The organism is Roseateles sp. L2-2 (assembly GCF_050613215.1).
Classification (GTDB): domain Bacteria; phylum Pseudomonadota; class Gammaproteobacteria; order Burkholderiales; family Burkholderiaceae_C; genus Roseateles; species Roseateles noduli.
Map to the genome: position 1 here is coordinate 3,857,107 of NZ_CP192509.1, position 22,728 is coordinate 3,879,834.

The window sequence follows — 22,728 nt, forward strand, 5'->3', positions numbered from 1 at the left end:
CTTTGCTCCTGCGGTCCCGCGCAGATCACACGTCGCGCGCACCGTCGTCATTCTCATTGCTCGGCCATCGCCAGCGCGGATTCCATGTCCACCGCCACGATGCGCGACACGCCCTGCTCCTGCATCGTCACGCCGATCAGCTGCTTGGCCATCTCCATCGCGATCTTGTTGTGCGAGATGAAGAGGAACTGCGTGATCTTGCTCATCTCCGACACCAGCCGCGCGTAGCGCTCGGTGTTGGCGTCGTCCAGCGGCGCGTCCACCTCGTCCAGCAGACAGAACGGCGCCGGGTTCAGCTGGAAGATCGCGAACACCAGCGCGATCGCCGTCAGCGCCTTCTCGCCGCCCGACAGCAGGTGGATGGTCGAGTTCTTCTTGCCCGGCGGCTGCGCCATCACCTGCACGCCCGCGTCCAGGATCTCGTCGCCGGTCATGACCAGCTTGGCCTGGCCGCCGCCGAACAGGCTGGGGAACATGCGTCCGAAGTGCTCGTTGACCTGGGTGAAGGTCGAGCCCAGCAGATCGCGCGTCTCCAGGTCGATCTTGTGGATCGCATCCTCCAGCGTCGTGATCGCGCTGGTGAGGTCGGCCATCTGCGAGTCCAGGAAGGTCTTGCGCTCGCGCGCCGCGCCCAGCTCGTCCAGCGCCGCGAGGTTGACCGCGCCCAGCGCCGCGATGTCGCGGTTGATGCGGTCGATCTCGCCCTGCAGGCCGTAGAGCTTGACGCCGCCGTCCTCGACGCTCTTCGCGAGCGCCTCCAGGTCGACGTTCTGCGCCACCAGCTGTTCCATGAACTGCTGGCCGCCCAGCGCCGCCGCCTGCTCGTCGAGCTGCAGCTTGGTGATGCGCTCGCGCAGCGGTTCGAGCGCGCGCTCGATCGTCATGCGCTGCTCTTCGCTGCGCTTGAGGCGCAGGCTGAGGTCGTCGTAGTTGGCGCGCACGACGGCCAGCGCCTGCTCGCGCTCCATCTTCAGCGCCAGCGCGTCCTGCAGGCCGGCCTGCGCGGCGGCGTCGTCCAGCTCGGCGCGCTCCTGCGCCATGCTCTGCACCGTCTGCTCGTTGACCTGCACCTGCTGGCGCGAGGTCTCGATGCCGCGCTGCAGCTCGCCGCGCTTGGCCGCCAGCGCCCGGGCGCTGAAGACCGCCTCCTGCGCGCGGCGCTCCAGCACGCGCTGATGCTCGCGGGCCTCGGTCAGCTTGCGCTCGGCGTTGATCACCGCCTCGTCGAACTCCGCGTGCTTCTCCTGCGTCGTCGCGAGCTGCTGGTCCAGTTCCTCGAAGCGCGCCTCGCCTTCCATGCGGCGTTCCATCAACGCCTCGCTTTGGGCGTCGATCTCGCCGAGCTCGTCGTCCAGCTGCGTGCGGCGCGCCACGGCGGCTTCGGTCTGCTGCGCCAGACGCAGCAATTCGACCTGCAGCTGATGCGCGCGGGCCTGGGTCTCGGAGGCCTCGCGGCGCACCACGGCCAGGCGCTGCGACGCGTCGGTGTACGCGGCTTCGGCGCGCACGGCCTGCGCGCGCGCCTCGTCGGCGATCAGGGTCTGCGCGCGCTGCTCGCGTTCAAGGTTCTCGATCTCCTGCGCGCGCGCCAGCAGACCGGCGGTCTCGCTGTCCGGCGCGTAGAAGCTCACCGCGAACTGGCTCACCGCGTGGCCCTCGCGGGTCATGATCAGTTCGCCGTGGCTCAGCTTGGGACGCTGCGCCAGCGCGTCGCCGATGGACTCCGCCGTGTAGATGCCTTCCAGCCAATCGTTGAGCAGCGCCTTCAGGCCGTTGGACTCGAGCTTCAGCAAGTCGCTCAGCGGCGACAGCGCGCGGTGCGTGTTGACGATCTCGCCGCTGGGCAGCGAATAGAACGCGAGCCGCGCCGGCGGCGGGTCGGAGGCGAAGGCCTGCACCGTCTCCAGCCGGCCCACCGACAGCGCGCCCATGCGCTCGCGCATCGCGGCTTCGAGCGCGTTCTCCCAGCCCGGCGTGATGTGCAGCTGCGTCCACAGGCCCTTGATGTCCTGCAGACCGTGCTTGGCCAGCCAGGGCTTGAGCTTGCCTTCGGTCTGCACCTTCTCCTGCAGCGCGCGCAGCGCGGTCAGGCGGGCGACGATGTCCGTCAGCTTCGCGGCCTGCTGCTGCGATTCGCGCTGCGCGTGCTGGCGCGCCTCGTCGGCGGCGGGCGCGGCTTCGGCCCACTCGCCCAGGCGGGCGTCGGCGACGGCCTGCTGCTCGTCGGCGGCGACCGACAGGCGCTTCACCTCGTCGAGCTTGTCGTGCTGCGGCGCGGCCAGTCCCTGGCGTTCCTGGCCGAGGCGCTCGCGGCGGCCGCGCAGGCCCTTGAGCTGTTCGTCGACGCTGCGGCTCTCCGCGGCCAGCACCTGGATCTGCTGCTGGACCTGCGTCACCTGCGTGCGCTGCTCGTTGGCGCGGCCCTGCGCGGCGCGCACCTGATCCTCGACCTCGGGCAGCTTCATCGCCTGCTCCTCGGCCTGGGCGGCGAGGATCTCGCTCTGCTCCTCGGCTTCGGCGATCTGCGTGGCGACGTCCTCCAGCTCCGCCTGCGCCTGTTCGGCGCGGTCCTGCCACTGCTGGTTCTGCGCCTGCAGTTCGACCAGGCGCTGCTCCAGCCGCTGGCGGCCTTCGACCACGTAGCGGATGCGCTCCTCCAGCCGGCTGACTTCCATCTGCGCCTCGGCCATGCGGCCCTGCGCGGCATGCAGCTCGTCGCCTGCGCCGTAGTGGGCCTGACGGATGGTCTCCAGCTCGGCTTCGAGGTGGCGTAGCTCGGCCATCCGGGCCTCGAGCGCGTTGACCGCCTCCGAGTGCTCGGTCTTGACCCGCGTGGCCTCGCCGGCCGCGTCGCGATGCTTCAGGAACCACAGCTGGTGCAGCTTGAGCGTGCCCTGCTCCTGCAGGTTGCGGTAGTTCGCGGCGACCTCGGCCTGGCGCTCCAGCTTCTCGAGGTTGTTGTTGAGCTCGCGGAGGATGTCCTCGACGCGGGTCAGGTTCTCGCGCGTGTCGCGCAGGCGCAGTTCGGTCTCGCGTCTGCGTTCCTTGTACTTGGAGACGCCGGCAGCCTCCTCGAGGAACATGCGCAGTTCCTCGGGCTTGGACTCGATGATCCGGCTGATCGTGCCCTGGCCGATGATGGCGTAGGCGCGCGGACCCAGCCCGGTGCCCAGGAACACGTCCTGCACGTCGCGGCGGCGCACCGGCTGGTTGTTGATGAAGTAGCTGCTGGTGCCGTCGCGGGTCAGGACGCGCTTGACGGCGATCTCGGTGAACTGGTTCCACTGGCCGCCGGCGCGCGCGCTGGCGTTGTCGAACACCAGTTCCACGCTGGAGCGGCTGGCCGGCTTGCGGTTGCCCGAGCCGTTGAAGATCACGTCCTGCATGGACTCGCCGCGCAGTTCGCTGGCCTTGCTTTCGCCCAGCACCCAGCGCACCGCGTCCATGATGTTGGACTTGCCGCAGCCGTTGGGGCCGACCACGCCGACCAGCTGCCCGGGCAGCTGGAAGGTCGTCGGATCGGCAAAGGACTTGAAGCCCGAGAGCTTGATCGAGTTCAGTCGCATCGGGTGGGATCACCGGCTGTCGCAGCCCTCACGTGATCTAAGCCTTTGATTTGATTGTGGAAACGCCCCTTGACGGGGCGCTCGATTCGCGGCGGATGATACCATCGCGCCCTTCGCATTCCGGCCACCGCCGCCCTCTGAAGCAGCGACCCGGCCGCCACCCGCATTCATTCCCCGCCCATGGCCAAGAACACCCCCGTCAAGCCCGCCTCGACCTCGTCCGCCGCGTCCGCCACCAAGGCACCCAAGGCTTCGAAGCTGAAGATGGTCGCCCCGATCAAGACGGCCAAGGCCGACACGGCCGTCCCGCCCAAGATGCGCGACATGCCGCCCAATCCGCCCAGCCGTCCGAGCAAGGAGATCCACGTCTTCCCCAACCCGGCGCCGGAACGCGACTACGTCATCCAGTTCCAGATCCCCGAGTTCACCTGCCACTGCCCGCTGACCGGCCAGCCGGACTTCGCGCACTTCACGATCGACATGATCGCGGACCAGTACTGCGTCGAGCTCAAGAGCCTGAAGATGTACTTCTGGAGCTACCGCGACGAGGGCGCGTTTCACGAGAAGGTGACCAACACCATCCTCGAGGACATCGTGAAGGTCACCAACCCGCGCTTCATCCGCATCACCGCGAAGTGGTACGTGCGCGGCGGCATCTACACGAACGTCGTGACCGAGCACCGCAAGAAGGGCTGGAAGCCGCTGCCCGCGGTGGACCTGCCCGCGCACGGCTTCGAGACCGGCCTGTTGCGCTGAGCGGCACGCGTCACGGATGGCCCTGGCCTACGACACGGACACGCAGTTCGTCGCGGTCGCGCTCAAGCGCAGCCGCATCGACGGCTACGGCGTGTTCGCGGCCGAGGCCGTCCCCTCCGGCACGCGGCTCGGGCTGCTGACCGGCGAATCGATCACCGTCGCCGAGGCGCGACGCCGCGCGCAGGAGAGCCAGCGACTGATGCTGGTGGAACTGTCGCCGGCTCGGGCGATCGACGCGAGCCGCTCGCAGGATGCCATGCGGTTCACCAACCACAGCTGCTCGCCGAACGCCCGCATCCAGGTCGAGGACGGCGAGATCAGCTTCTTCGCGCTGCGCGACCTCGAACCCGGCGACGAAATCACCGTCGACTACGGCCTCACGCACCACGAAGGCCGCCTGGCCTGCCGGTGCGGCGCGCCAGGGTGTCGAGGCTCGCTCTGAGCGACAAGTCTCCGTTGTCGACGTAAGTACCGGGGCGGCGGCCGGTCCCCCTATGATTCCGCGCATGAGCTCCACCCCTGCTTCGCAGCCGGTCCAACCGCCGGCCAACCCGCCGGTGAATCCCCGACTGGCGCTGCTGAACCCCTACCCGTTCGAGCGGCTGAGCGCCCTGACCAAGGGCATCGTTCCCAACCCCGAATTCCGCCCGATCTCGCTGGGCATCGGCGAGCCGAAGCACCCGGCGCCCAAGCTGGTTGAAGATGCGCTGATGGCCAACCTCAAGGGGCTGTCGGGCTATCCGGCCACCGCGGGTCAACTGCCGCTGCGCGAGTCCATCGCCGGCTGGCTGCAACGGCGTTATGCGCTGAGCCTCGATCCGGCCACGCAGATCCTGCCGGTGAACGGTTCGCGGGAGGCGCTGTTCGCCCTCGCGCAGGTCGTGATCGATCCGTCCCGCCCCGGCGCGACCGTCGTCTGTCCCAATCCGTTCTATCAGATCTATGAGGGTGCCGCGCTGCTCGCCGGCGCGACGCCCGCCTTCGCCAACTCCGATCCGGCGCGCAACTTCGCCCCCGACTGGTCGCAGATCGACGAGGCCACCTGGTCGCGCACGCAGCTGCTGTACGTCTGCTCGCCGGGCAATCCGACCGGCGCGGTCATGCCGCTGTCCGAGTGGCAGACGCTGTTCGAGCTCAGCGACCGCCACGGCTTCGTGATCGCCTCGGACGAGTGCTATTCCGAGATCTACTTCCGCGACGGTCCCGACGCCGCGCCGCTGTCGGGCCTGCAGGCCGCCGTGCAGCTCGGCCGCCCGGACTTCCGCAACCTGATCGCGTTCACCAGCCTGTCCAAACGGTCCAACGTGCCGGGCATGCGCTCGGGCTTCGTCGCCGGCGACGCCGCGTGGATCAAGCGTTTCCTGCTGTACCGGACCTACCACGGCTCGGCGATGAACCCCATGATCCAGGCCGCCAGCATCGCCGCCTGGAACGACGAAGAGCACGTCGTCGCCAACCGCGCGCAGTACCGCGCCAAGTTCGCCGCCGTCACGCCGCTGCTGGCCGAGGTCCTGGACGTCGCCCTGCCCGACGCGGGTTTCTACCTATGGGCCGCCGTGCCAGACGGTAACGATATTGGCTTCGCCCAGGGGCTGCTCGCTCAATACAATGTCGGCGTCCTGCCCGGCAGCCTGCTGGCCCGCGACGCCCATGGGATCAACCCCGGCGCCGGCCGCATCCGCCTGGCACTGGTGGCCGAACAGGCCGAATGCCTGGAAGCCGCCCACCGCATCGTCTCCTTCGTGAAGCAACTCAAGACGTCCGCCTGATCCGGCCCCGCCGGTCCGCCCCACCGTCCGACCCACGATCTGCTTCACGCATCGCCGCATTCGCCTCGCATCCACCCTCTTTTCCCGAACCCCTCCGCACCATGACGCAAGACCTGCAATCCATCATCGACCTCGCCTGGGAAGGCCGCGCCAACCTCACCTCCGCCAACAGCCCCGAAGTGCGCGCGGCGGTGGACGAAGTCATCGCCGGCCTGGACGCCGGCACGCTGCGCGTGGCCGAACGCAAGGCCGTCGGGGAATGGACCGTGCACCAGTGGGTCAAGAAGGCCGTGCTGCTGTCCTTCCGCCTGAACGACAACCGCCAGATGGGCGCCGGCGACATGACCTTCTTCGACAAGGTCCCGACCAAGTTCGGCGGCCAGTCCGATGAACAGCTGCGCGCCGCCGGCGTGCGCGTCGTGCCTCCGGCCGTCGCGCGTCGCGGCAGCTTCATGGCCAGGAACGTCGTGCTGATGCCGTCCTACGTGAACATCGGCGCCTACGTCGACGAAGGCACCATGGTCGACACCTGGGCCACCGTCGGCTCCTGCGCGCAGATCGGCAAGAACGTCCACCTGTCCGGCGGCGTCGGCATCGGCGGCGTGCTGGAACCGCTGCAGGCCAACCCGACCATCATCGAGGACAACTGCTTCATCGGCGCCCGCTCGGAGATCGTCGAGGGCGTGATCGTCGAGGAGAACTCGGTCATCTCGATGGGCGTCTACATCGGCCAGAGCACCCCGATCTACGACCGCGAGACCGACACCGTCTCGTACGGTCGCGTCCCGGCCGGCTCGGTCGTCATCAGCGGCAGCCTGCCGAAGAACGACAAGTACAGCCTGTACGCCGCCATCATCGTCAAGAAGGTCGACGCCGGCACCCGCGCGAAGACGTCCATCAACGAGCTGCTGCGGGCCTGAAGCCACGAGCTTCACCACGCCACGCTGACGACAAGCATCCGTCCGGAGGAGACCGCATGAGCACGGGAAACATGGAGCGCATCCTGCGCCTGATGGCCGAGAAAGGCGCATCCGACACCTACCTGTCGGCCAACATGCCGGTGCTGATCCGGATCAACGGACAGATGCTGCAGCTGTCGGACCAGCTGCTGACGCCCGCGCAACCGCGTGCGCTGATCTCCGAGGTCATCGACCCGCAGCACCTGGCCGAGCTGGACGCCAACGGCGAGCTGAACCTGGCGGTCTCCATCCCCAAGGTCGGCAGCTTCCGGCTGTCGGGCTTCCGCCAGCGCGGTTCGATCGCGGCCGTGTTCCGTCACATCCCGCACGTCATCCCGACGCTGGACAGCCTGGGCCTGCCGCCCATCCTGGGCAAGCTGATCACCGAGAAGCGCGGCCTGATCCTGATGGTCGGCGCGACCGGCACCGGCAAGAGCACCACGCTCGCGTCCATGCTGGAGCACCGCAACCAGACAATGACCGGCCACATCCTCACCATCGAGGATCCGCTGGAATACCTGTTCACCAACAAGCGCTCGCTGGTCAACCAGCGCGAGGTCGGCCGCGACACCGCCTCGCTGCAGGTCGCGCTGAAGAACGCGCTGCGCCAGGCGCCGGACTGCATCCTGATCGGCGAGATCCGCGATCGCGAGACGATGACGGCCGCGATCTCGTATGCGCTGTCGGGCCACCTGGTCGTCGCCACGCTGCACGGCAACAACAGCTACCACGCGCTCAACCGGATCATGTCCTTCTACACGCCGGAATCGCGTCCGGCGATGCTGAACGACCTGGGCGCCGGCCTGAAGGCGGTGGTCTCGCAGCGCCTGGTGCGCGCCGCCGCGGGCGGCCGCGTGCCGGTCACCGAGATCCTGCTGAACACCAAGCTGGTCGCCGAGCTGATCGAGCAAGGCGACTTCGCCGGCGTGAAGGAAGCGATGGAAAAGTCGATGGCCGAGGGCTCGCAGAGTTTCGAGGAACACTTCGCCCGCCTCATCACCGACGGCACGATCACCCGCGAGGAAGGCCTGGCCTTCGCCGACTCGCCGACCAACCTGCTCTGGCGTCTGCAGAACGACGGCCCCGGCGTCAAGCCCGGCGGCCCGGGCGCGCCGAAGAAGGAAGAGCCGGCCGAGGACACCGCCAACTTCACCTCCATCACGCTGGACGTGCAGCCGAGCTGAGATGGACGACACGACGCTCGCGCTGCTCGAGCAGTTGATCGCCCGCCCCTCGGTGACGCCGGCCGACGCCGGCTGCCTGGACCTGATCGGCGCACGGCTGGCCGCGGCCGGCTTCACGCTGGAGCGCATGGACAGCGGGCCGGACGACTTCCACGTCAGCAACCTGTGGGCCGTGCGGCGCGGCCAGTCGGCGGACGGTCCGCTGCTGGTCTTCGCCGGTCACACCGACGTCGTGCCCACGGGCGACCTCTCGAAGTGGACCAGCGATCCCTTCGTCCCCACCGTGCGCGGCGACCGCCTGTACGGACGCGGTGCGGCGGACATGAAGACCTCGCTGGCGGCCATGGTCGTCGCCGCCGAGGACTTCGCGGCCATGCATCCCGACCACCGCGGCAGCGTCGCCTTCCTGCTGACCAGCGACGAGGAAGGCCCGGCGCGCGACGGCACCGTCGTCTGCGTCGAGCGCCTGCGCCAGCGCGGCGAGCGGCTGGACTACTGCATCGTCGGCGAGCCGACCTCGGTCGAGCGCCTCGGCGACACGGTGAAGAACGGCCGCCGCGGCTCGCTCTCCGGCAAGCTGCGCGTGATCGGCGTGCAGGGCCACGTCGCCTATCCGCACCTCGCCCGCAACCCGGTCCACCAGGCCGCGCCGGCCCTGGCGGAACTGGCCGCGAGCGGATGGGATAATGGCAACGCGTACTTCCCGCCGACGACCTTCCAGATCTCCAACATCGCCGCCGGCACCGGCGCCGGCAACGTGATCCCCGGCGAGATGGTGGTGGACTTCAACTTCCGTTTCTCGACCGAGTCGACGCCGGAGGGTCTGCGTCAACGGGTGCACGCGCTGCTGGACCGCCACGGCCTGGAATACACGCTGGACTGGTCGCTGTCCGGCGAACCTTTCCTGACGCCGGTGGGCGAGCTGTCGGCGGCCATCACCGCCGCCATCGTGGCCGAGACCGGCGTCGCCGCCGAGTTGTCCACGACCGGGGGGACCTCGGACGGCCGCTTCATCGCCAAGCTCTGTCCGCAGGTGGTGGAATTCGGACCGCTCAATGCGAGCATCCACAAGATCGACGAATACGTGCCGCTGGACCAGATCGCGCCGCTGACGCGCATCTACCGGCGCACCCTGGAGAATCTGCTGCTGTGACGCTGTTGGAACTGATCGAGGCCCAGGCCGCCCGCCTCCGTGAGGCGGGCGTTTCGTTTGGGCACGGCACGACGAACGCCTTCGACGAAGCCGCCTGGCTGAGCCTGTGGGCGTTGGACCTGCCGCTGGACGCGCTGGACGACCACGAGGCCGACGTCGTCGACGACGCCGGACACGCCAAGGTCGAAGCGCTGGTCGCCGAGCGCATCGCCACGCGCAAGCCCGCCGCCTACCTGACGCGCGAGGCGTGGCTGCAGGGCGTGCCCTTCTACGTCGACGAGCGCGCCATCGTGCCGCGCAGCTTCATCGCGGAACTGCTGGCCGATGCGACCATCGACGCCTGGCTGTCGGACCAGACCACCCGCGTGCTGGACCTGTGCACCGGCAACGGCAGCCTGGCCGTGCTGGCCGCGATGGCCTGGCCGGACGTGGCGGTCGATGCGATCGACCTGAGCGCCGAGGCGCTCGCGGTCGCAGCGATCAACGTCGAGCGTCACCAGCTCGGCGACCGCATCCGGCTGCTGCAGGGCGACGGTCTCGCGCCGGCACAAGGTCCGTACGACCTGATCCTCTGCAATCCGCCGTACGTGAACAGCACGTCGATGGCGGCGCTGCCGCACGAGTACCGCGCCGAGCCCGAGCTGGCGCTGGCGGGCGGCGCCGACGGCATGGACTTCATCCGCGAGCTGCTGTCCGACGCCCCTGCGCAGATGAAGCCGCAGGCGGTGCTGGTCCTGGAGATCGGCAACGAGCGCGAGTTTTTCGAAGCCGCCTTCCCGCAACTCGAAGCCTTCTGGCTCGAGACCTCCGCGGGCGAGGACCAGGTCCTGCTGCTGACCCGCGAGGCGCTGGTCGCCGCGGGCTTCGGCCATGAAGACACACAAGGAGTTTCCCCATGATCACGCTGCGCAACATCGTGCTGCGCCGCGGCACCAAGGTCGTTCTCGATGACGCGAGCGTCGTGCTGCAACCCGGCGAGAAGGTCGGCCTGGTGGGCCGCAACGGCGCCGGCAAGTCCAGCCTGTTCTCGCTGCTGACCGACCGCCTGCACAGCGACAAGGGCGACGTGGAGATCCCGCGTCACTGGGCGCTCGCCGAAGTGGCGCAGCACATGCCCGAGACCGACATGCCGGCCACCGAGTTCGTGCTGGAAGGCGACGTGCGCCTGATGGCCGCGCGCAAGGCGCTGGAAGAGGCGGAAGCCGCCGACGACGGCCACGCCATCGCCGACGCCTACGCCCAGTTGATGGACGCCGGCAGCCTCGACGCCCCCGCCCGCGCGCAGGCGCTGATGATGGGCCTGGGCTTCAAGGGCGCGCAGGTCGACGCGCCGGTCAACAGCTTCTCCGGCGGCTGGCGCATGCGGCTGCAGCTGGCGCGCGCGCTGATGTGCCCGTCCGACCTGATGCTGCTGGACGAGCCGACCAACCACTTGGACCTGGACGCCCTGGTCTGGCTGGAAGCGTGGCTGCAGCGCTATGAAGGCACGATGATCATCATCAGCCATGACCGCGAGTTCCTGGACGCGATCACCAAGGTCACGCTGCACCTGGACGAAGCCAAGCTGCACCGCTACGGCGGCAACTACACCGCCTTCGAATCGATGCGCGCCGAGCGCATGCTCCAGCAGCAGCAGGCCTTCAGCAAGCAGCAGGAGCGCATGGCGCATCTGCAGAAGTTCATCGACCGCTTCAAGGCCAAGGCCAGCAAGGCCAAGCAGGCGCAGAGCCGCGTGAAGGCGCTGGAACGCATGGAGCGCCTCGCGCCCGTGCTGACCGCGTCGGACTTCAGCTTCGAATTCCGCGAGCCGCTGAACCTGCCCAATCCGATGCTGATGTTCGACACGGTCTCGGTGGGCTACGACACCGACGAGGGCGAGAAGGTCATCGTGCGCGGCATCGACCGCTCGGTGCTGGCCGGCCAGCGCTTCGGCATCCTGGGCGCCAACGGCCAGGGCAAGTCGACCTTCGTGAAGACGGTGGCGCGCATGCAGCGCGCGATGGGCGGCACGATCACCGAAGGCAAGGGCCTGTCGATCGGCTACTTCGCGCAGCAGGAGATGGACGTGCTGCGGCCCGACGAGGGCCCGCTGATGCACATGATCCGGCTGGCCAAGGAGGTCAGCCCGAACGCCCGCGAGCAGGAGCTGCGCGACTTCCTGGGCCAGTTCCGCTTCGTCGGCGACATGGTGAACCAGGAAGTGGGCAGCCTGTCCGGCGGCGAGAAGGCCCGCCTGGTGCTGGCGATGCTGGTCTGGCAGCGCCCCAACCTGCTGCTGCTGGACGAGCCGACCAACCATCTGGACCTGCAGACGCGCGAGGCGCTGTCGATGGCGCTCAACGAGTTCGAAGGCACCGTCATGCTGGTCAGCCACGACCGCGCGCTGCTGCGCGAGGTCTGCGACGAGTTCTGGCTGGTGGCCGACGGCAAGCTCGCCCCCTTCGACGGCGACCTGGACGACTACCAGCGCTGGTTGCTGGATCGCTCCAAGGAAGCGGCGAAGCTCGCCAAGGAAGAGGCCAAGCAGGCGCTGCGCAGCGCGCGCGCCAGCAGCGCGGCATCCGCCCCGACGCCGACCCCGGCACCGGTGGTGGCCGCAGCGCCTGCGGTCGCCGCGCCTGTGGCGCCGCCCACCCCCGCCAAGCGCGAAGATCGCAAGCTCAGCGGCCAGGCCCGTCAGAAGCTGTCCGAGCAGACACGCCCGCTGCGCAAGGAGATGGAGCAGATCGATGCCCGCATGAAGGCGTGGACCGTCGAGCGCGCCACGCTCGAAGCGCAACTGTCGGCGGCCGGCCAGACGCCCGCCCAGATCGCGGACGCCGGCAAGCGCCTGAAGGCCATCGGCGACGAGGTCGAAGCCGCGGAACTGCGCTGGCTGGAACTCAGCGAGCAGGTCGACGCGATCCAGGCGACGGGCTGAGCCCGACTCACCACCCCGCTTCACGAACGCCTCGGCGACCACGGTCCCCGAGGCGTTTTTCTTTCTGGAAGTTCCGGCGACTGCCGCCGATAGTTCCCGTCAACCGCGCTCAAAGACCATTTCAATTGTGCGCAATTGAATTGCTCGCTATAGTTCATCCCATGCCGAAGACAAGACCCTTCAACCCGCAGGACGCCGCCGCTGACGTGGCCGAGGTCCGCGACTTGCCGATGCCCACTGGCACGGACTGGTTGAAGCTGGACGTTCAGCTGTGCTTCGCGCTCTATTCGACCTCGCTGGCGATGACCAAGCTCTACAAGCCGCTGCTGGCTCCGTTGGGCCTGACCTATCCGCAGTACCTCGCGATGCTGGTGCTGTGGGAGACCGACGGCCCGAGCGTCTCCGACCTGGGGCAACGCCTGAACCTGGATTCCGGCACGCTGACGCCGCTGCTGAAGCGACTGGAAGCGAACGGACTCATCGAACGCCGCCGCGCGCTGGCCGACGAGCGTCGCGTCGAAATCCATCTGACGACCGCCGGCCGCGCCCTGCGCGATCAGGCCATCGCCATCCCCGAACAACTGGCCTGCGCCAGCGCCTGCGGCCCCGCCGAACTGGAATCGCTGACCCGACGCCTGCATGAATTGCGAGCCAACGTACTGACCCACCTGGCACGCGATCCGGCCCTCGCCGTCACTTCCGGCGAAGAGGGCGAGACCTGACCCCGAGTTGTCCGTTCACCCCCACCCACCTTCACCCATCACCACCAAGGAGCCTCACATGGCCATCGAAAAAGCCCTCTACACCGCCACCGCCACCGCCACCGGCGGCCGTCAAGGCACCGCGCAATCGTCGGACGACCGCCTGAAGGTCCAGCTGTCCACGCCCAAGGCGCTGGGCGGCGACGACGGCGCCGGCACCAACCCGGAACAGCTGTTCGCCGCCGGCTACTCGGCCTGCTTCATCGGCGCGATGAAGGCCGTGTCCGGCCGCAACAAGGTCGCCCTGCCGGCTGAAGTCTCGATCACCAGCGAAGTCGGCATCGGCCCCCACGCCAACAAGCCGGGCGCCTTCGGCATCGCCGTCTCGATGAAGATCTCGGTGCCGGGCATGGACCGCGCCGCGCTGGAGAAGCTGGTCGCCGAGGCGCACGAGGTCTGCCCGTACTCGAACGCCACCCGCGGCAACATCGACGTCACGCTGACGATCGTCTGATCATCCGGGCCCGGCTCGTTCCGGATCCGCGATGAAAAAAGCGCCGGCATTGCCGGCGCTTTGTCGTTGTGAAGCGCCGCGACGCGCGTCGAGCTCAGCGGGACCGCAGCAGCGTGAGCATCAGTTCGATGCGAGCGGCCCAGGGCGACAGCGCCGCGGCAGGCTCGTCGATCGCGCCGACGATGCGCCCCTGCGCGCAGCGCGTCGTGCGCCAGACCGGGACGCCTGCATCCTTCAGCGCCTGCACCGGCGCTTCCAGCGCCTGGTTCAGCGTGCCGTTCCCCGTGCAGGCCAACACCAGGCCTTGGAGTCCGGCCGCGCGCCATGCGTCGAGCGAACGCGCATCGGCGCCCGCATGGCTGGCCAGCACCTCGACCCACGGCCACCGCGACGCGTCTTCAGGCAGCACGTTCGCGCCCAACGCCTCGCCCTGCGGCCAGTCGCGGAAGCGGCGCACGACGCCCTCCTCCACCACGCCCAGCGGACCGGCGTCGGGTCCGGTCTCGAAGGCGTCGAGCCGGTAGGTGTGCGTCTTGCGCAGCTCCAGCCCCGACAAGACCTGACCCGCGACCACCACGACGACGCCGCGCACGCCGACGGTCTCCGCCACGGCCACCGCATCGAGCAGGTTCTGCGGCCCGTCTGCTTGAATCGCCGTCGCCGGCCGCATGGCCGCCGTCAGGACGACCGGCTTCTCCGGCGCGAGCACGCGCTGCAGCAGGTAGGCGGTCTCTTCCAGCGTGTCCGTGCCGTGCGTGATCACGATGCCGCGGACCTCGGGACGGCCCAGGTGCTGCCGCACCCGGCGCGCGAGCCGCGCCCAGGTCGCGTGATCCATGTCCTTGCTGTCGAGCTGGGCGAGCTGCTCAGCCTCCAGCGACTTGGACGCCAGCGCCGGCACCGCCCCCACCAGCGACTCGACCGACAGCGAGCCGGCCTTGTAGCCGACGTTGTCCGTCGCGCTGCCGGAGGCGCCGGCGATGGTCCCGCCGGTGCCGATGATCACGAGGGTCTGGGCCGCACTTTGCAATTTCTCGTCTCCTGTATAAAAATCCAGATGCTGGATGAATTCTCAGGCGGTTCCTGAACCTCAGGTCGCCGCGTCTTCGACATCCGCCCCTCAATCGAATAAAGGCTCGCTCGTGGACACTCCGCCCAAACTCACTGCCCGGCAACAGCAGATCTTCGATCTGGTCCGCGACAGCATCGAGAGCACCGGATCGCCGCCCACCCGCGCGGAGATCGCGCAGCAGCTCGGCTTCAAGTCGGCCAACGCAGCCGAGGAACACCTTCAGGCCCTGGCGCGCAAGGGCGTCATCGAACTGGTGGGTGGCACGGCGCGCGGAATCCGGCTGCCGTCGACGGCGCTGCGCCAGGTCAACCGCGCCCGGGAGCACAGCCAGTTTGCGCTGCCGCTGGCGAGCCTCGCCCAGCTGACCCTGCCGCTGGTCGGCCGTGTCGCCGCCGGCGCGCCCATCCTGGCCGAGGAACACGTCGAGCAGCACTATAGCGTCGACCCCTCGATGTTCTCAAAGGCGCCCGACTTCCTGCTGCGCGTCAAAGGCATGAGCATGAAGGACATCGGCATCATGGACGGCGACCTGCTCGCCGTGCAGAAGATCAGCGAGGCCCGCAACGGCCAGGTGGTCGTGGCGCGCATCGGGGAAGAGGTCACCGTGAAGCGCTTCCAGCGCCATGCCGACGGCATCCGGCTGCTGCCCGAGAACCCCGATTTCGAGCCGATCGAGGTCACGCCCGATGAACAGTTTGCGATCGAAGGGCTGGCGGTCGGCCTGATCCGCTCCGGCGGCTTCCACTGAACGCCGAGATCCCCTCATGAGCGCGCGAAAGGCGCACACCAAAGCGACCTCGGCTGCTGAATGCACCTCGCTTCGGCAGATTCCCAACATCGGTCCGGCGATGGTGCGAGATTTCGAGTTGATGGGGATTCGTCAACCGGCCGATCTCGTGGGGGCGGACGCTTTCGCGCTGTATCAACGGATCTGCAAACTCACCGGTCAGCGGCACGACCCGTGCGTGCTGGATACCTATATGGCCGCCGTCGATTTCATGAACGGCGGCCCTGCGCGGGATTGGTGGAGTTATACGGCGCGGCGCAAACGCGAGTATCCGGATCTTTGACCCATCACCAATCGCAAGCAACGATATGCCGCAGTTGACTCGCGGCAAATGGTTCGCGGAATCGAATGACCAAAGAAAAAACCCTGCCGATTTGCATCGACAGGGTTTTAATGTTGGCGGAGTGGACGGGGCTCGAACCCGCGACCCCCGGCGTGACAGGCCGGTATTCTAACCAACTGAACTACCACTCCAGATAAGACGCTATTGAGTGCATCTCTATCATTTGCGAACAAGTTTCGCTGCACGCAACCGATTCCATTCAGAACCGCGATGCAGCCAAGCCTTGTCAAACTTGGCGTCCCCTAGGGGATTCGAACCCCTGTAGCCACCGTGAAAGGGTGGTGTCCTAGGCCTCTAGACGAAGGGGACTGGACTTGCCGTCTTGACTCGGACTGCGCGTACCTTGCAACCGTCACACCCGAAGGTGTTCTGGTGGAGGTAAGCGGGATCGAACCGCTGACCTCTTGCATGCCATGCAAGCGCTCTCCCAGCTGAGCTATACCCCCGAATGCTTTCGCATCGAAACGGTACGCCGCCCGAGTCTCAACTGTGTTGGCGGAGTGGACGGGGCTCGAACCCGCGACCCCCGGCGTGACAGGCCGGTATTCTAACCAACTGAACTACCACTCCAGATACTCAAGATCTTTCGATCTGTCGCATCAAACTCTTCCTGCTTTGATTTCATCAATTGCTTGATGTCATCGCTGCGTCGATTTCGTTACTGTACCTGATTTTGACAACGATCAAATCGATTTCCGAAGAATTTTTCGATTTCTCATTCAATCTCTGGTCAGCAACCAAGTTCGAAACTTGGCGTCCCCTAGGGGATTCGAACCCCTGTAGCCACCGTGAAAGGGTGGTGTCCTAGGCCTCTAGACGAAGGGGACAAAACCTTCTTCCTTGAACCGCGCGCCACGCAAACCGAAGTTTGGTGGAGGTAAGCGGGATCGAACCGCTGACCTCTTGCATGCCATGCAAGCGCTCTCCCAGCTGAGCTATACCCCCATTCGGGCTCCCCCTTCGGGGAATTCGATCCGGCTTCTTTTCGGCTTCTGAATTTCATCGGGGAGCTCGCGCTCCCCGTTTAGATTCATCGTCTGCCGCTTCGAAGTTCGTTTCGAACAACGCGCTGTTCAAGCGAGAACGAGAGTATAGATCGAGTTTTAAACGGAGCGCAAGCGGTTCAACAAAATTTCTTTGTCGAAAAGTTCCAGCACCGCATCCACCGACGGCGTCTGCGACCGGCCGCAGGCCAGCACCCGCACGGGAATCGCCAGTTGCGGCATCTTCAGGCCGTGCGCGGTGATCGTTTCCTTGATCGCTGCGCTGATCGAGGGCTTGTCCCAGACCGCCAGCGCGTCGAGTTTGTCCGCCAGCGCCAGCACCGCCGGCTTCACCGCGTCGGTCAGGTGCTGCGCCCGATCCGCGTCGCTGACGGTCACCGGCGACACATACATCGCCAGCCAGTCCGTCAGCGCCACCGTGGTGCTGCAGCGGTCCTTGAACAGCGCGCACATCTCGACCAGCCGGGCCGGAGCCGACAGTCCGCGTCTGGCGAATTGCGCCGCCACCAGCGCGGCCAGGCGGGTGTCGTCGGCCAGCTTGATGTAATGCGCGTTCACCCATTCCAGCTTGGCCGGATCCCACTGGGCCGGGCTCTTGGAGATGTGGCCGCCGTCGAACCAGGACACCATCTGTTCGATGCTGAACAGTTCATCATCGCCGTGGCTCCAGCCCAGACGCGAGAGGTAGTTCAGCATCGCCTCCGGCAGGTAGCCGTTTTCCTCGTACGCGGTGACGCTGACCGCGCCGCGGCGCTTGGACAGCTTCTGACCGTCGTCGCCCAGGATAACGGGGATGTGTCCATACGCCGGAAGCGGAGCGCCCAGCGCATGGAAGATGTTGATCTGCCAGGGCGTGTTGTTGATGTGCTCGTCGCCGCGGAACACATGGGTGATCGCCATGTCCCAGTCGTCGACGACCACCGCGAAGTTGTAGGTCGGCACGCCGTCGGTGCGCTGGATGATGAGGTCGTCGATCTCGCGGTTGTTGATCGTGATCGAGCCCTTCACGACGTCGTTCCAGGTGACGTCCCCGTCCAGCGGATTCTTGAAGCGCACCACCGGCTCGACGCCAGCGGGAATCGCGGGCAGCGTCTTGCCCGCTTCCGGCCGCCAGGTGCCGTCATACCGACGCTTCTCGCCGCGCGCTTCCTGGCCGGCCTTCATCGCGTCGAGTTCCTCCGGCGTGCAGTAGCAGCGGTAGGCGGTGCCCGCGGCGATCATCTGGTCGATGACCGCCTGGTAGCGGTCCAGGCGCTGCATCTGGTAGATCGGACCTTCGTCGTACTCGAGGCCCAGCCACTTCATCGAGGCGAGGATCTGGTCGACCGAATCCTGCGTGGAACGCGCGACGTCGGTGTCCTCGACGCGCAGCACGAACTGGCCGCCGAAATGGCGCGCGTAGGCCCACGAGAACAGCGCCGTGCGCGCCGTGCCCAGGTGCAGGAAGCCCGTCGGCGACGGGGCGATGCGGGTGCGGACCGGGGTGGAGGGAGTCGTCATAGGGAATTCAAACCGCGGGCCAGGTCGGCCTTGATGTCTTCGATGTCGTCCAGGCCGACCGCGACGCGGATCAGGCCCTGCGTGATGCCGGCCGCCTGGCGCTGCGGCTCGGTGAGCCGGCCGTGCGAGGTGCTGGCCGGATGCGTGATGGTGGTCTTGGTGTCGCCGAGGTTGGCGGTGATCGAGCAGATCTTCGTGTGGTCGATGACGTGGAAGGCGGCGGCGCGGCCGTTGTCGTCCGACTCGCTCTTCACGATGAAGGACACCACCGCCCCGCCCTGCCCGCCTTGCTGGCGCATCGCGAGCGCATGCTGCGGATGCGACTTCAGACCCGGGTAGTAGACGCGCTCGATGCCGGGATGCGCCTCCAGCCATTCGGCCAGCACGGCGGCGCTGGCGGTCTGCGCCTTCATGCGCACCGACAACGTCTCCATCCCCTTGAGCACGACCCAGGCGTTGAAGGGCGACAGCGACATGCCCACCGTGCGCATCACCGGCGTGAACACTTCCTCGACGTGTTTCGCGGAAGCGCAGATCGCGCCAGCGATCACACGGCCCTGGCCGTCGAGGTACTTGGTGCCGGAGTGGATGATGAAGTCCGCGCCCATCTTCGTCGGCTGCTGCAGCGCGGGCGAGGCGAAGCAGTTGTCGACGGCCAGCAGTGCGCCGTGCGCGTGCGCGATCTCCGCCAGCGCGGCGACATCGCAGACCTCGGTCAGCGGATTGGTCGGCGTCTCCGCGAACAGCAGCTTGGTGTTGGGCTGCAGCGCGCCCTTCCATTCGGCCAGATCGGTCTGCGACACGAAGGTCGTCTGGATGCCGAACTTGCCGAACTCGCCCTGCAGCAGCTTGATGGTCGAGCCGAACACCGAGCGCGAGCACACCACGTGGTCGCCCGACTTCAGCAGGCCCATGACCAGCAGCATGATCGCCGACATGCCGGACGAGGTCGCGATGCAGGCCTCGGTGCCTTCGAGCGCGGCGAGCCGGCGCTCCATCATCATGACCGTCGGATTCGAGAAGCGGCTGTAGACGAAGGCCTCCTCCTCGTTGGCGAAGCGGCGCGCCGCGGTGGCCGCGTCCGGATGCACGAAGGAGCTGGTCAGGTACAGCGCTTCCGAGTTCTCGCCCCAGGGCGACGGCGGCAGGCCTTCGCGGACGGCGAGCGTGTCCAGACGGACGTCGGCCGGCAGATCCACGCGCGGGATGCCGCCCTTCTTCTCATGGCTCATCACTGGTCTCCGCCGCTTTGCAGCGCCAGGCGGCTGCGCGCCGGCAGGTCCTCTTCCTCGGGCTGGGACTTGCGCTGCGCCTGCATGGTCGCGAAGTCCTCGACCGACACGTCGCCGGTGATGTAGGTGCCGTCGAAGCAGGAGGCTTCGAAGCCGTTCAGCCCCGGGCGCAACTGGCCGACCACGCGCTTCATCGCATCGACGTCCTGGTAGATCAGCGCGTCGGCGCCGATGAACTGGCGGATCTCCTCGATCGAGCGGCCGTGGGCGATCAACTCTTCCTTGGTCGGCATGTCGATGCCGTACACGTTGGGGAAGCGCACCGGCGGCGCGGCCGAGGCCAGGTAGACCTTGTTCGCACCGGCCTCGCGGGCCATCTGGACGATCTCCTTGGAGGTCGTGCCGCGCACGATGGAGTCGTCGACCAGCAGCACGTTGCGGCCCTTGAACTCGAGCCCGATCGCGTTGAGCTTCTGGCGCACCGACTTCTTGCGCGTGGACTGGCCCGGCATGATGAAGGTCCGGCCGACGTAGCGGTTCTTGACGAAGCCCTCGCGGTACGGCTTGCCGATGCGGTGCGCCAACTGCATCGCCGACGGGCGGCTGGATTCGGGGATGGGGATCACGACGTCGATCTCACTCGGCGGGATCGTCGAGATCAGGCGCTGGGCCAGCGTCTCGCCCATGTTCAGGCGGGCCTGGTAGACCGAGATGCCGTCCATCACCGAGTCCGGGCGCGCCAGGTAGACGAACTCGAACATGCAGGGGTTCAGCGTCGGATTCTCGGCGCACTGCTGCGTGTGGATGGTGCCTTGCGTGTCGATGAACAGCGCCTCGCCCGGCGCCAGGTCGCGCGTCAGCGTGTGGGCGGTGCCTTCCAGCGCCACGCTCTCGCTGGCGACCATCACCTCGCCGTCGGCCGCCTGGCCGAAGCACAACGGACGGATGCCGTAGGGATCGCGGAACGCGAGCAGACCGTGTCCGGCGATCAGCGCGATCACGGCATACGAGCCCTTGATGCGCTTGTGCACGGTGCCCACGGCCTTGAAGATCTGCGCCGGCGTCAGCGGCAGGTCGCGGCCGGCCATCTCCAGCTCGTGCGCGAGCACGTTGATCAGGACTTCGGTGTCGCTCTCGGTGTTGATGTGGCGGCGGTCGACGTCGAACAGCTCGGCCTTCAGCGCATGCGCGTTGGTCAGGTTGCCGTTGTGGACCAGCACGATGCCGTAGGGGGCGTTGACGTAGAAGGGCTGCGCCTCTTCCTCGGAATAGGCGTTGCCGGCCGTCGGATAACGGACCTGACCGAGGCCGACGTTGCCGGGCAGCCCACGCATGTTGCGGGTGCGGAAGACGTCGCGCACCATGCCGCGCGCCTTGTGCATGAAGCACTTCTGACCTTGCATCGTGACGATGCCGGCCGCGTCCTGGCCGCGATGCTGCAGCAGCAGCAGCGCGTCATAGATCAGCTGGTTGACCGGCGCCTTGGAAATCACACCGACGATGCCGCACATGGGGAGGTCCTTAATGCTTCGGGAACAGGGAGGAAAACGACGAGAAATCGACGAGAGAAACGACGGCCCGGGCGTTCATGACGCTCAGGCCGGAATGTAGTCCTGCAGGGCCGCGGGCAACAGCGGCTTCACCTGCGTGAGGGTCGCCTGCAGCCAGGGCGCGAGCTGCGATTCGGTCCACGGCCGCGACCGCACGGCCGGCGTCATGTCGACGATGACGGTCGCCAGCAGCGCCAGCAACACCGCGCGCAGCACGCCGAAGGCCGCGCCGCCCAGCCGGTCCAGCACGCCCAGCGGCGTCGCGTGGATCAGCGCCCGGATCAGCTTGGCGCCCAGGCCCCAGATCAGCAGCACCAGGACGAAGGCCAGCACCAGCCCGACGGCATGGATCAGCGACGGACCGATCTTCTCCGCCGGCAGCAGGCCCTCGATGAAGGGCGCCACGAAGGGCGAGGCCGCATAAGCGACCAGCCAGCCGGCGATGGTCATCAGCTCGAAGACCAGGCCGCGCCAGGCGCCCAGCAGCACCGAGACGGCGAACAAGCCCAGCAGCGCGAGGTCGACCCAGTTCATCGCGGCGATGGGGCGTGCGCGGGGCAGCGGTCATGGTCGTGCATCGTGGCGGACTCCGTGCCGGCCCGTCAGAGCGTCAGCACGGCCGACGAGAGGCCACCGCCGCGGACCTTGGCCGCGACCTTGTCCGCCTCGTCCCGCGAGTTGAACGGACCGACCCGGACGCGGATGCGCTTGCCGTCCGCCGTGTCGACCGCCTGGGTGTAGGTCTTGAGGCCCATCCGCTCGACCTTGGACCGCACGTCCTGCGCGGCCTTGCCGTCGGCATAGGCGCCGACCTGCACGATGAAACGCGCACCGGACGCGGCAGCGTCGGGCTTCTTCTCGGACGACGGACGACCGTCCAGCAGCGCCTGCGCGCGAGCGGCGTCGGCCGAACGCGTGTCGGGCTTGGCTTCCGGCTTCGCTTCAGGTCTCGACTCGGGCTTGCGTTCCGGCTTCGCTTCGACCTTGGGCTCGGGCTTGCGCTCCGGCTTGGCCTCGGGTCTGGTTTCGGGCTTGTGTTCCGGCTTGGGCTCGACGCGCGCGGGGCGGGCCGGCTCGGCGATCGTGGCGCGCTCGTCGGGCTTGGTGTCCATGCGCGTGGGCGGCATGGCCTGGGCCACCTGGTCGGCGACCGGGTCACGGGGCTGGTCACGGGGTGCTTCCGGCGGCGGGACCGCGCGATCGGCGGCCGCCTGCTCGGCGGACTCGGTGATGATGCCGTGGCCGGCGTCGCCCCCCGCGGTCTGTCCGCGCGAGGTCTGCGCCGTCGGCGCGGGAATGGTCAACGGCGTCGCGCCGTCCTTGCGCGGAATGTCGATCGGCAGGTCGACCGGGATCGGGCGCGGCTGGGTCTCGAACAGCAGCGGGAACACGATCACCGCGACGCCCACCAGCACCGCCGCGCCGATCAGGCGCCGGCGCGCACGCAGGCGCAGTTGCTGGACGTCGTCGACGGCGTCGGCGCCGCCGCGGGAACGCCCTCGCCCGCCGCCGTCGCCGGACCGGCCCCGGTCGCTGCGATCGGCGCGATCACCGCCTCGGTCGCCGGAGTCTTTCGCTTCGCCGCGCTTCAGGAAGGACAGAAAACCCATGTACTCGGAGAACCTGGTTGATGCCGCGCCGTCGCCGCGGGAGAGCCCTCGGGACCCAGGGCCCCGGAGCGGAAAGCGGCCCCTCCGCACATACGGACAAGGCCGCCG

The 22,728-nt window shown here is 67.8% G+C and carries 19 protein-coding genes and 6 tRNA genes; 12 read left to right on the top strand and 13 right to left on the bottom strand.

Going from position 1 to position 22,728, the window contains the following annotated elements; translation table 11 throughout:
- Window positions 1-53: 53 nt before the first annotated feature.
- On the bottom strand, window positions 54-3,566 hold the full coding sequence (gene smc, locus ACQZ13_RS17225; protein ID WP_431046545.1) for a chromosome segregation protein SMC: 3,513 nt from the start codon (window positions 3,564-3,566) through the stop codon (window positions 54-56).
- A gap of 324 nt (window positions 3,567-3,890) precedes the next feature.
- On the opposite strand from smc, the gene queF reads away from it, so the two are divergent.
- The 10 genes from queF to ACQZ13_RS17275 all read left to right on the top strand — a co-directional run bounded on the left by queF (window position 3,891) and on the right by ACQZ13_RS17275 (window position 13,522).
- A complete protein-coding gene (gene queF / locus ACQZ13_RS17230) occupies window positions 3,891-4,322 on the top strand; it encodes a preQ(1) synthase (RefSeq protein WP_067281975.1) in 432 nt (143 codons plus the stop codon).
- 16 nt (window positions 4,323-4,338) lie between these two features.
- Window positions 4,339-4,764, top strand: coding sequence for an SET domain-containing protein (locus tag ACQZ13_RS17235; RefSeq protein ID WP_431046547.1), 426 nt, complete (start codon window positions 4,339-4,341; stop codon window positions 4,762-4,764).
- A 115-nt stretch (window positions 4,765-4,879) separates the two neighbouring features.
- Complete coding sequence (gene dapC, locus ACQZ13_RS17240; RefSeq protein WP_431053261.1) at window positions 4,880-6,091, top strand: succinyldiaminopimelate transaminase; 1,212 nt, start codon at window positions 4,880-4,882, stop codon at window positions 6,089-6,091.
- A 101-nt stretch (window positions 6,092-6,192) separates the two neighbouring features.
- Entirely contained in the window at window positions 6,193-7,011 is an 819-nt protein-coding gene (dapD, locus tag ACQZ13_RS17245) for a 2,3,4,5-tetrahydropyridine-2,6-dicarboxylate N-succinyltransferase (RefSeq protein ID WP_431046549.1), read from the top strand.
- Window positions 7,012-7,067: 56 nt separating this feature from the next.
- The gene (locus ACQZ13_RS17250; protein ID WP_431046551.1) at window positions 7,068-8,234 is read left to right on the top strand and encodes a PilT/PilU family type 4a pilus ATPase; all 1,167 of its coding nucleotides are present in this window, start codon (window positions 7,068-7,070) and stop codon (window positions 8,232-8,234) included.
- Between the two features lies 1 nt (window position 8,235).
- Window positions 8,236-9,387, top strand: a complete 1,152-nt coding sequence (dapE, locus tag ACQZ13_RS17255) for a succinyl-diaminopimelate desuccinylase (protein WP_431046553.1) — start codon at window positions 8,236-8,238, stop codon at window positions 9,385-9,387.
- Complete coding sequence (gene prmB, locus ACQZ13_RS17260; RefSeq protein WP_431046555.1) at window positions 9,384-10,286, top strand: 50S ribosomal protein L3 N(5)-glutamine methyltransferase; 903 nt, start codon at window positions 9,384-9,386, stop codon at window positions 10,284-10,286. The genes dapE and prmB overlap by 4 nt, the downstream gene beginning before the upstream one ends.
- Window positions 10,283-12,307 (top strand): ATP-binding cassette domain-containing protein, encoded by a 2,025-nt coding sequence (locus ACQZ13_RS17265; RefSeq protein ID WP_431046557.1) that lies wholly within the window; start codon window positions 10,283-10,285, stop codon window positions 12,305-12,307. The genes prmB and ACQZ13_RS17265 overlap by 4 nt, the downstream gene beginning before the upstream one ends.
- Window positions 12,308-12,537: 230 nt before the next feature.
- Window positions 12,538-13,029 carry a MarR family winged helix-turn-helix transcriptional regulator gene (locus ACQZ13_RS17270; protein WP_431053263.1) on the top strand — a complete coding sequence of 164 codons (492 nt, stop codon included), beginning with the start codon at window positions 12,538-12,540 and terminating at the stop codon, window positions 13,027-13,029.
- 58 nt (window positions 13,030-13,087) lie between these two features.
- Window positions 13,088-13,522: an organic hydroperoxide resistance protein gene (locus ACQZ13_RS17275; protein WP_431046559.1), complete on the top strand. Its 435-nt coding sequence runs from the start codon at window positions 13,088-13,090 to the stop codon at window positions 13,520-13,522.
- A 94-nt stretch (window positions 13,523-13,616) separates the two neighbouring features.
- Here ACQZ13_RS17275 and ACQZ13_RS17280 read toward each other — a convergent pair whose 3' ends face one another.
- Window positions 13,617-14,552, bottom strand: coding sequence for an asparaginase (locus ACQZ13_RS17280; protein WP_431046560.1), 936 nt, complete (start codon window positions 14,550-14,552; stop codon window positions 13,617-13,619).
- 112 nt (window positions 14,553-14,664) lie between these two features.
- On the opposite strand from ACQZ13_RS17280, the gene lexA reads away from it, so the two are divergent.
- Complete coding sequence (lexA, locus tag ACQZ13_RS17285) at window positions 14,665-15,342, top strand: transcriptional repressor LexA (protein WP_431046562.1); 678 nt, start codon at window positions 14,665-14,667, stop codon at window positions 15,340-15,342.
- Between the two features lie 16 nt (window positions 15,343-15,358).
- Window positions 15,359-15,664, top strand: a complete 306-nt coding sequence (locus ACQZ13_RS17290) for a helix-hairpin-helix domain-containing protein (protein WP_431046564.1) — start codon at window positions 15,359-15,361, stop codon at window positions 15,662-15,664.
- Between the two features lie 114 nt (window positions 15,665-15,778).
- On the opposite strand, the gene ACQZ13_RS17295 is transcribed toward ACQZ13_RS17290, so the two are convergent.
- The 11 genes from ACQZ13_RS17295 to ACQZ13_RS17345 all read right to left on the bottom strand — a co-directional run bounded on the left by ACQZ13_RS17295 (window position 15,779) and on the right by ACQZ13_RS17345 (window position 22,620).
- Window positions 15,779-15,855, bottom strand: a tRNA-Asp gene (locus ACQZ13_RS17295).
- Between the two features lie 102 nt (window positions 15,856-15,957).
- A tRNA-Glu gene (locus ACQZ13_RS17300) sits at window positions 15,958-16,033 on the bottom strand.
- A gap of 61 nt (window positions 16,034-16,094) precedes the next feature.
- Window positions 16,095-16,170, bottom strand: a tRNA-Ala gene (locus ACQZ13_RS17305).
- 47 nt (window positions 16,171-16,217) lie between these two features.
- A tRNA-Asp gene (locus tag ACQZ13_RS17310) sits at window positions 16,218-16,294 on the bottom strand.
- 181 nt (window positions 16,295-16,475) lie between these two features.
- Window positions 16,476-16,551 (bottom strand) — tRNA-Glu (locus tag ACQZ13_RS17315).
- 42 nt (window positions 16,552-16,593) lie between these two features.
- Window positions 16,594-16,669 (bottom strand) — tRNA-Ala (locus ACQZ13_RS17320).
- 158 nt (window positions 16,670-16,827) lie between these two features.
- A complete protein-coding gene (gene gltX / locus ACQZ13_RS17325; RefSeq protein WP_431046566.1) occupies window positions 16,828-18,228 on the bottom strand; it encodes a glutamate--tRNA ligase in 1,401 nt (466 codons plus the stop codon).
- Window positions 18,225-19,460: an O-succinylhomoserine sulfhydrylase gene (locus ACQZ13_RS17330; RefSeq protein WP_431046568.1), complete on the bottom strand. Its 1,236-nt coding sequence runs from the start codon at window positions 19,458-19,460 to the stop codon at window positions 18,225-18,227. The genes gltX and ACQZ13_RS17330 overlap by 4 nt, the downstream gene beginning before the upstream one ends.
- Window positions 19,460-20,971: an amidophosphoribosyltransferase gene (purF, locus tag ACQZ13_RS17335; protein WP_431046570.1), complete on the bottom strand. Its 1,512-nt coding sequence runs from the start codon at window positions 20,969-20,971 to the stop codon at window positions 19,460-19,462. Before purF ends, ACQZ13_RS17330 begins: the two co-directional genes overlap by 1 nt.
- A gap of 84 nt (window positions 20,972-21,055) precedes the next feature.
- The gene (locus ACQZ13_RS17340) at window positions 21,056-21,544 is read right to left on the bottom strand and encodes a CvpA family protein (RefSeq protein ID WP_088407346.1); all 489 of its coding nucleotides are present in this window, start codon (window positions 21,542-21,544) and stop codon (window positions 21,056-21,058) included.
- 68 nt (window positions 21,545-21,612) lie between these two features.
- Window positions 21,613-22,620, bottom strand: coding sequence for an SPOR domain-containing protein (locus tag ACQZ13_RS17345; RefSeq protein WP_431046572.1), 1,008 nt, complete (start codon window positions 22,618-22,620; stop codon window positions 21,613-21,615).
- Between the last annotated feature and the right edge of the window lie 108 nt (window positions 22,621-22,728).

Excerpts from the sequence above, each read along its gene's own strand:
- ACQZ13_RS17265 (WP_431046557.1), top strand. The coding sequence starts at position 10,283 with ATGATCACGCTGCGCAACATCGTGCTGCGCCGCGGCACCAAGGTCGTT.
- dapE (WP_431046553.1), top strand. The coding sequence starts at position 8,236 with ATGGACGACACGACGCTCGCGCTGCTCGAGCAGTTGATCGCCCGCCCC.
- dapD (WP_431046549.1), top strand. The coding sequence starts at position 6,193 with ATGACGCAAGACCTGCAATCCATCATCGACCTCGCCTGGGAAGGCCGC.
- ACQZ13_RS17340 (WP_088407346.1), bottom strand. The coding sequence starts at position 21,544 with ATGAACTGGGTCGACCTCGCGCTGCTGGGCTTGTTCGCCGTCTCGGTG.
- queF (WP_067281975.1), top strand. The coding sequence starts at position 3,891 with ATGCCGCCCAATCCGCCCAGCCGTCCGAGCAAGGAGATCCACGTCTTC.
- ACQZ13_RS17270 (WP_431053263.1), top strand. The coding sequence starts at position 12,538 with ATGCCCACTGGCACGGACTGGTTGAAGCTGGACGTTCAGCTGTGCTTC.
- ACQZ13_RS17345 (WP_431046572.1), bottom strand. The coding sequence starts at position 22,620 with ATGGGTTTTCTGTCCTTCCTGAAGCGCGGCGAAGCGAAAGACTCCGGC.
- smc (WP_431046545.1), bottom strand. The coding sequence starts at position 3,566 with ATGCGACTGAACTCGATCAAGCTCTCGGGCTTCAAGTCCTTTGCCGAT.
- purF (WP_431046570.1), bottom strand. The coding sequence starts at position 20,971 with ATGTGCGGCATCGTCGGTGTGATTTCCAAGGCGCCGGTCAACCAGCTG.
- ACQZ13_RS17290 (WP_431046564.1), top strand. The coding sequence starts at position 15,359 with ATGAGCGCGCGAAAGGCGCACACCAAAGCGACCTCGGCTGCTGAATGC.
- ACQZ13_RS17250 (WP_431046551.1), top strand. The coding sequence starts at position 7,068 with ATGAGCACGGGAAACATGGAGCGCATCCTGCGCCTGATGGCCGAGAAA.
- ACQZ13_RS17275 (WP_431046559.1), top strand. The coding sequence starts at position 13,088 with ATGGCCATCGAAAAAGCCCTCTACACCGCCACCGCCACCGCCACCGGC.
- ACQZ13_RS17235 (WP_431046547.1), top strand. The coding sequence starts at position 4,339 with ATGGCCCTGGCCTACGACACGGACACGCAGTTCGTCGCGGTCGCGCTC.
- ACQZ13_RS17330 (WP_431046568.1), bottom strand. The coding sequence starts at position 19,460 with ATGAGCCATGAGAAGAAGGGCGGCATCCCGCGCGTGGATCTGCCGGCC.
- gltX (WP_431046566.1), bottom strand. The coding sequence starts at position 18,228 with ATGACGACTCCCTCCACCCCGGTCCGCACCCGCATCGCCCCGTCGCCG.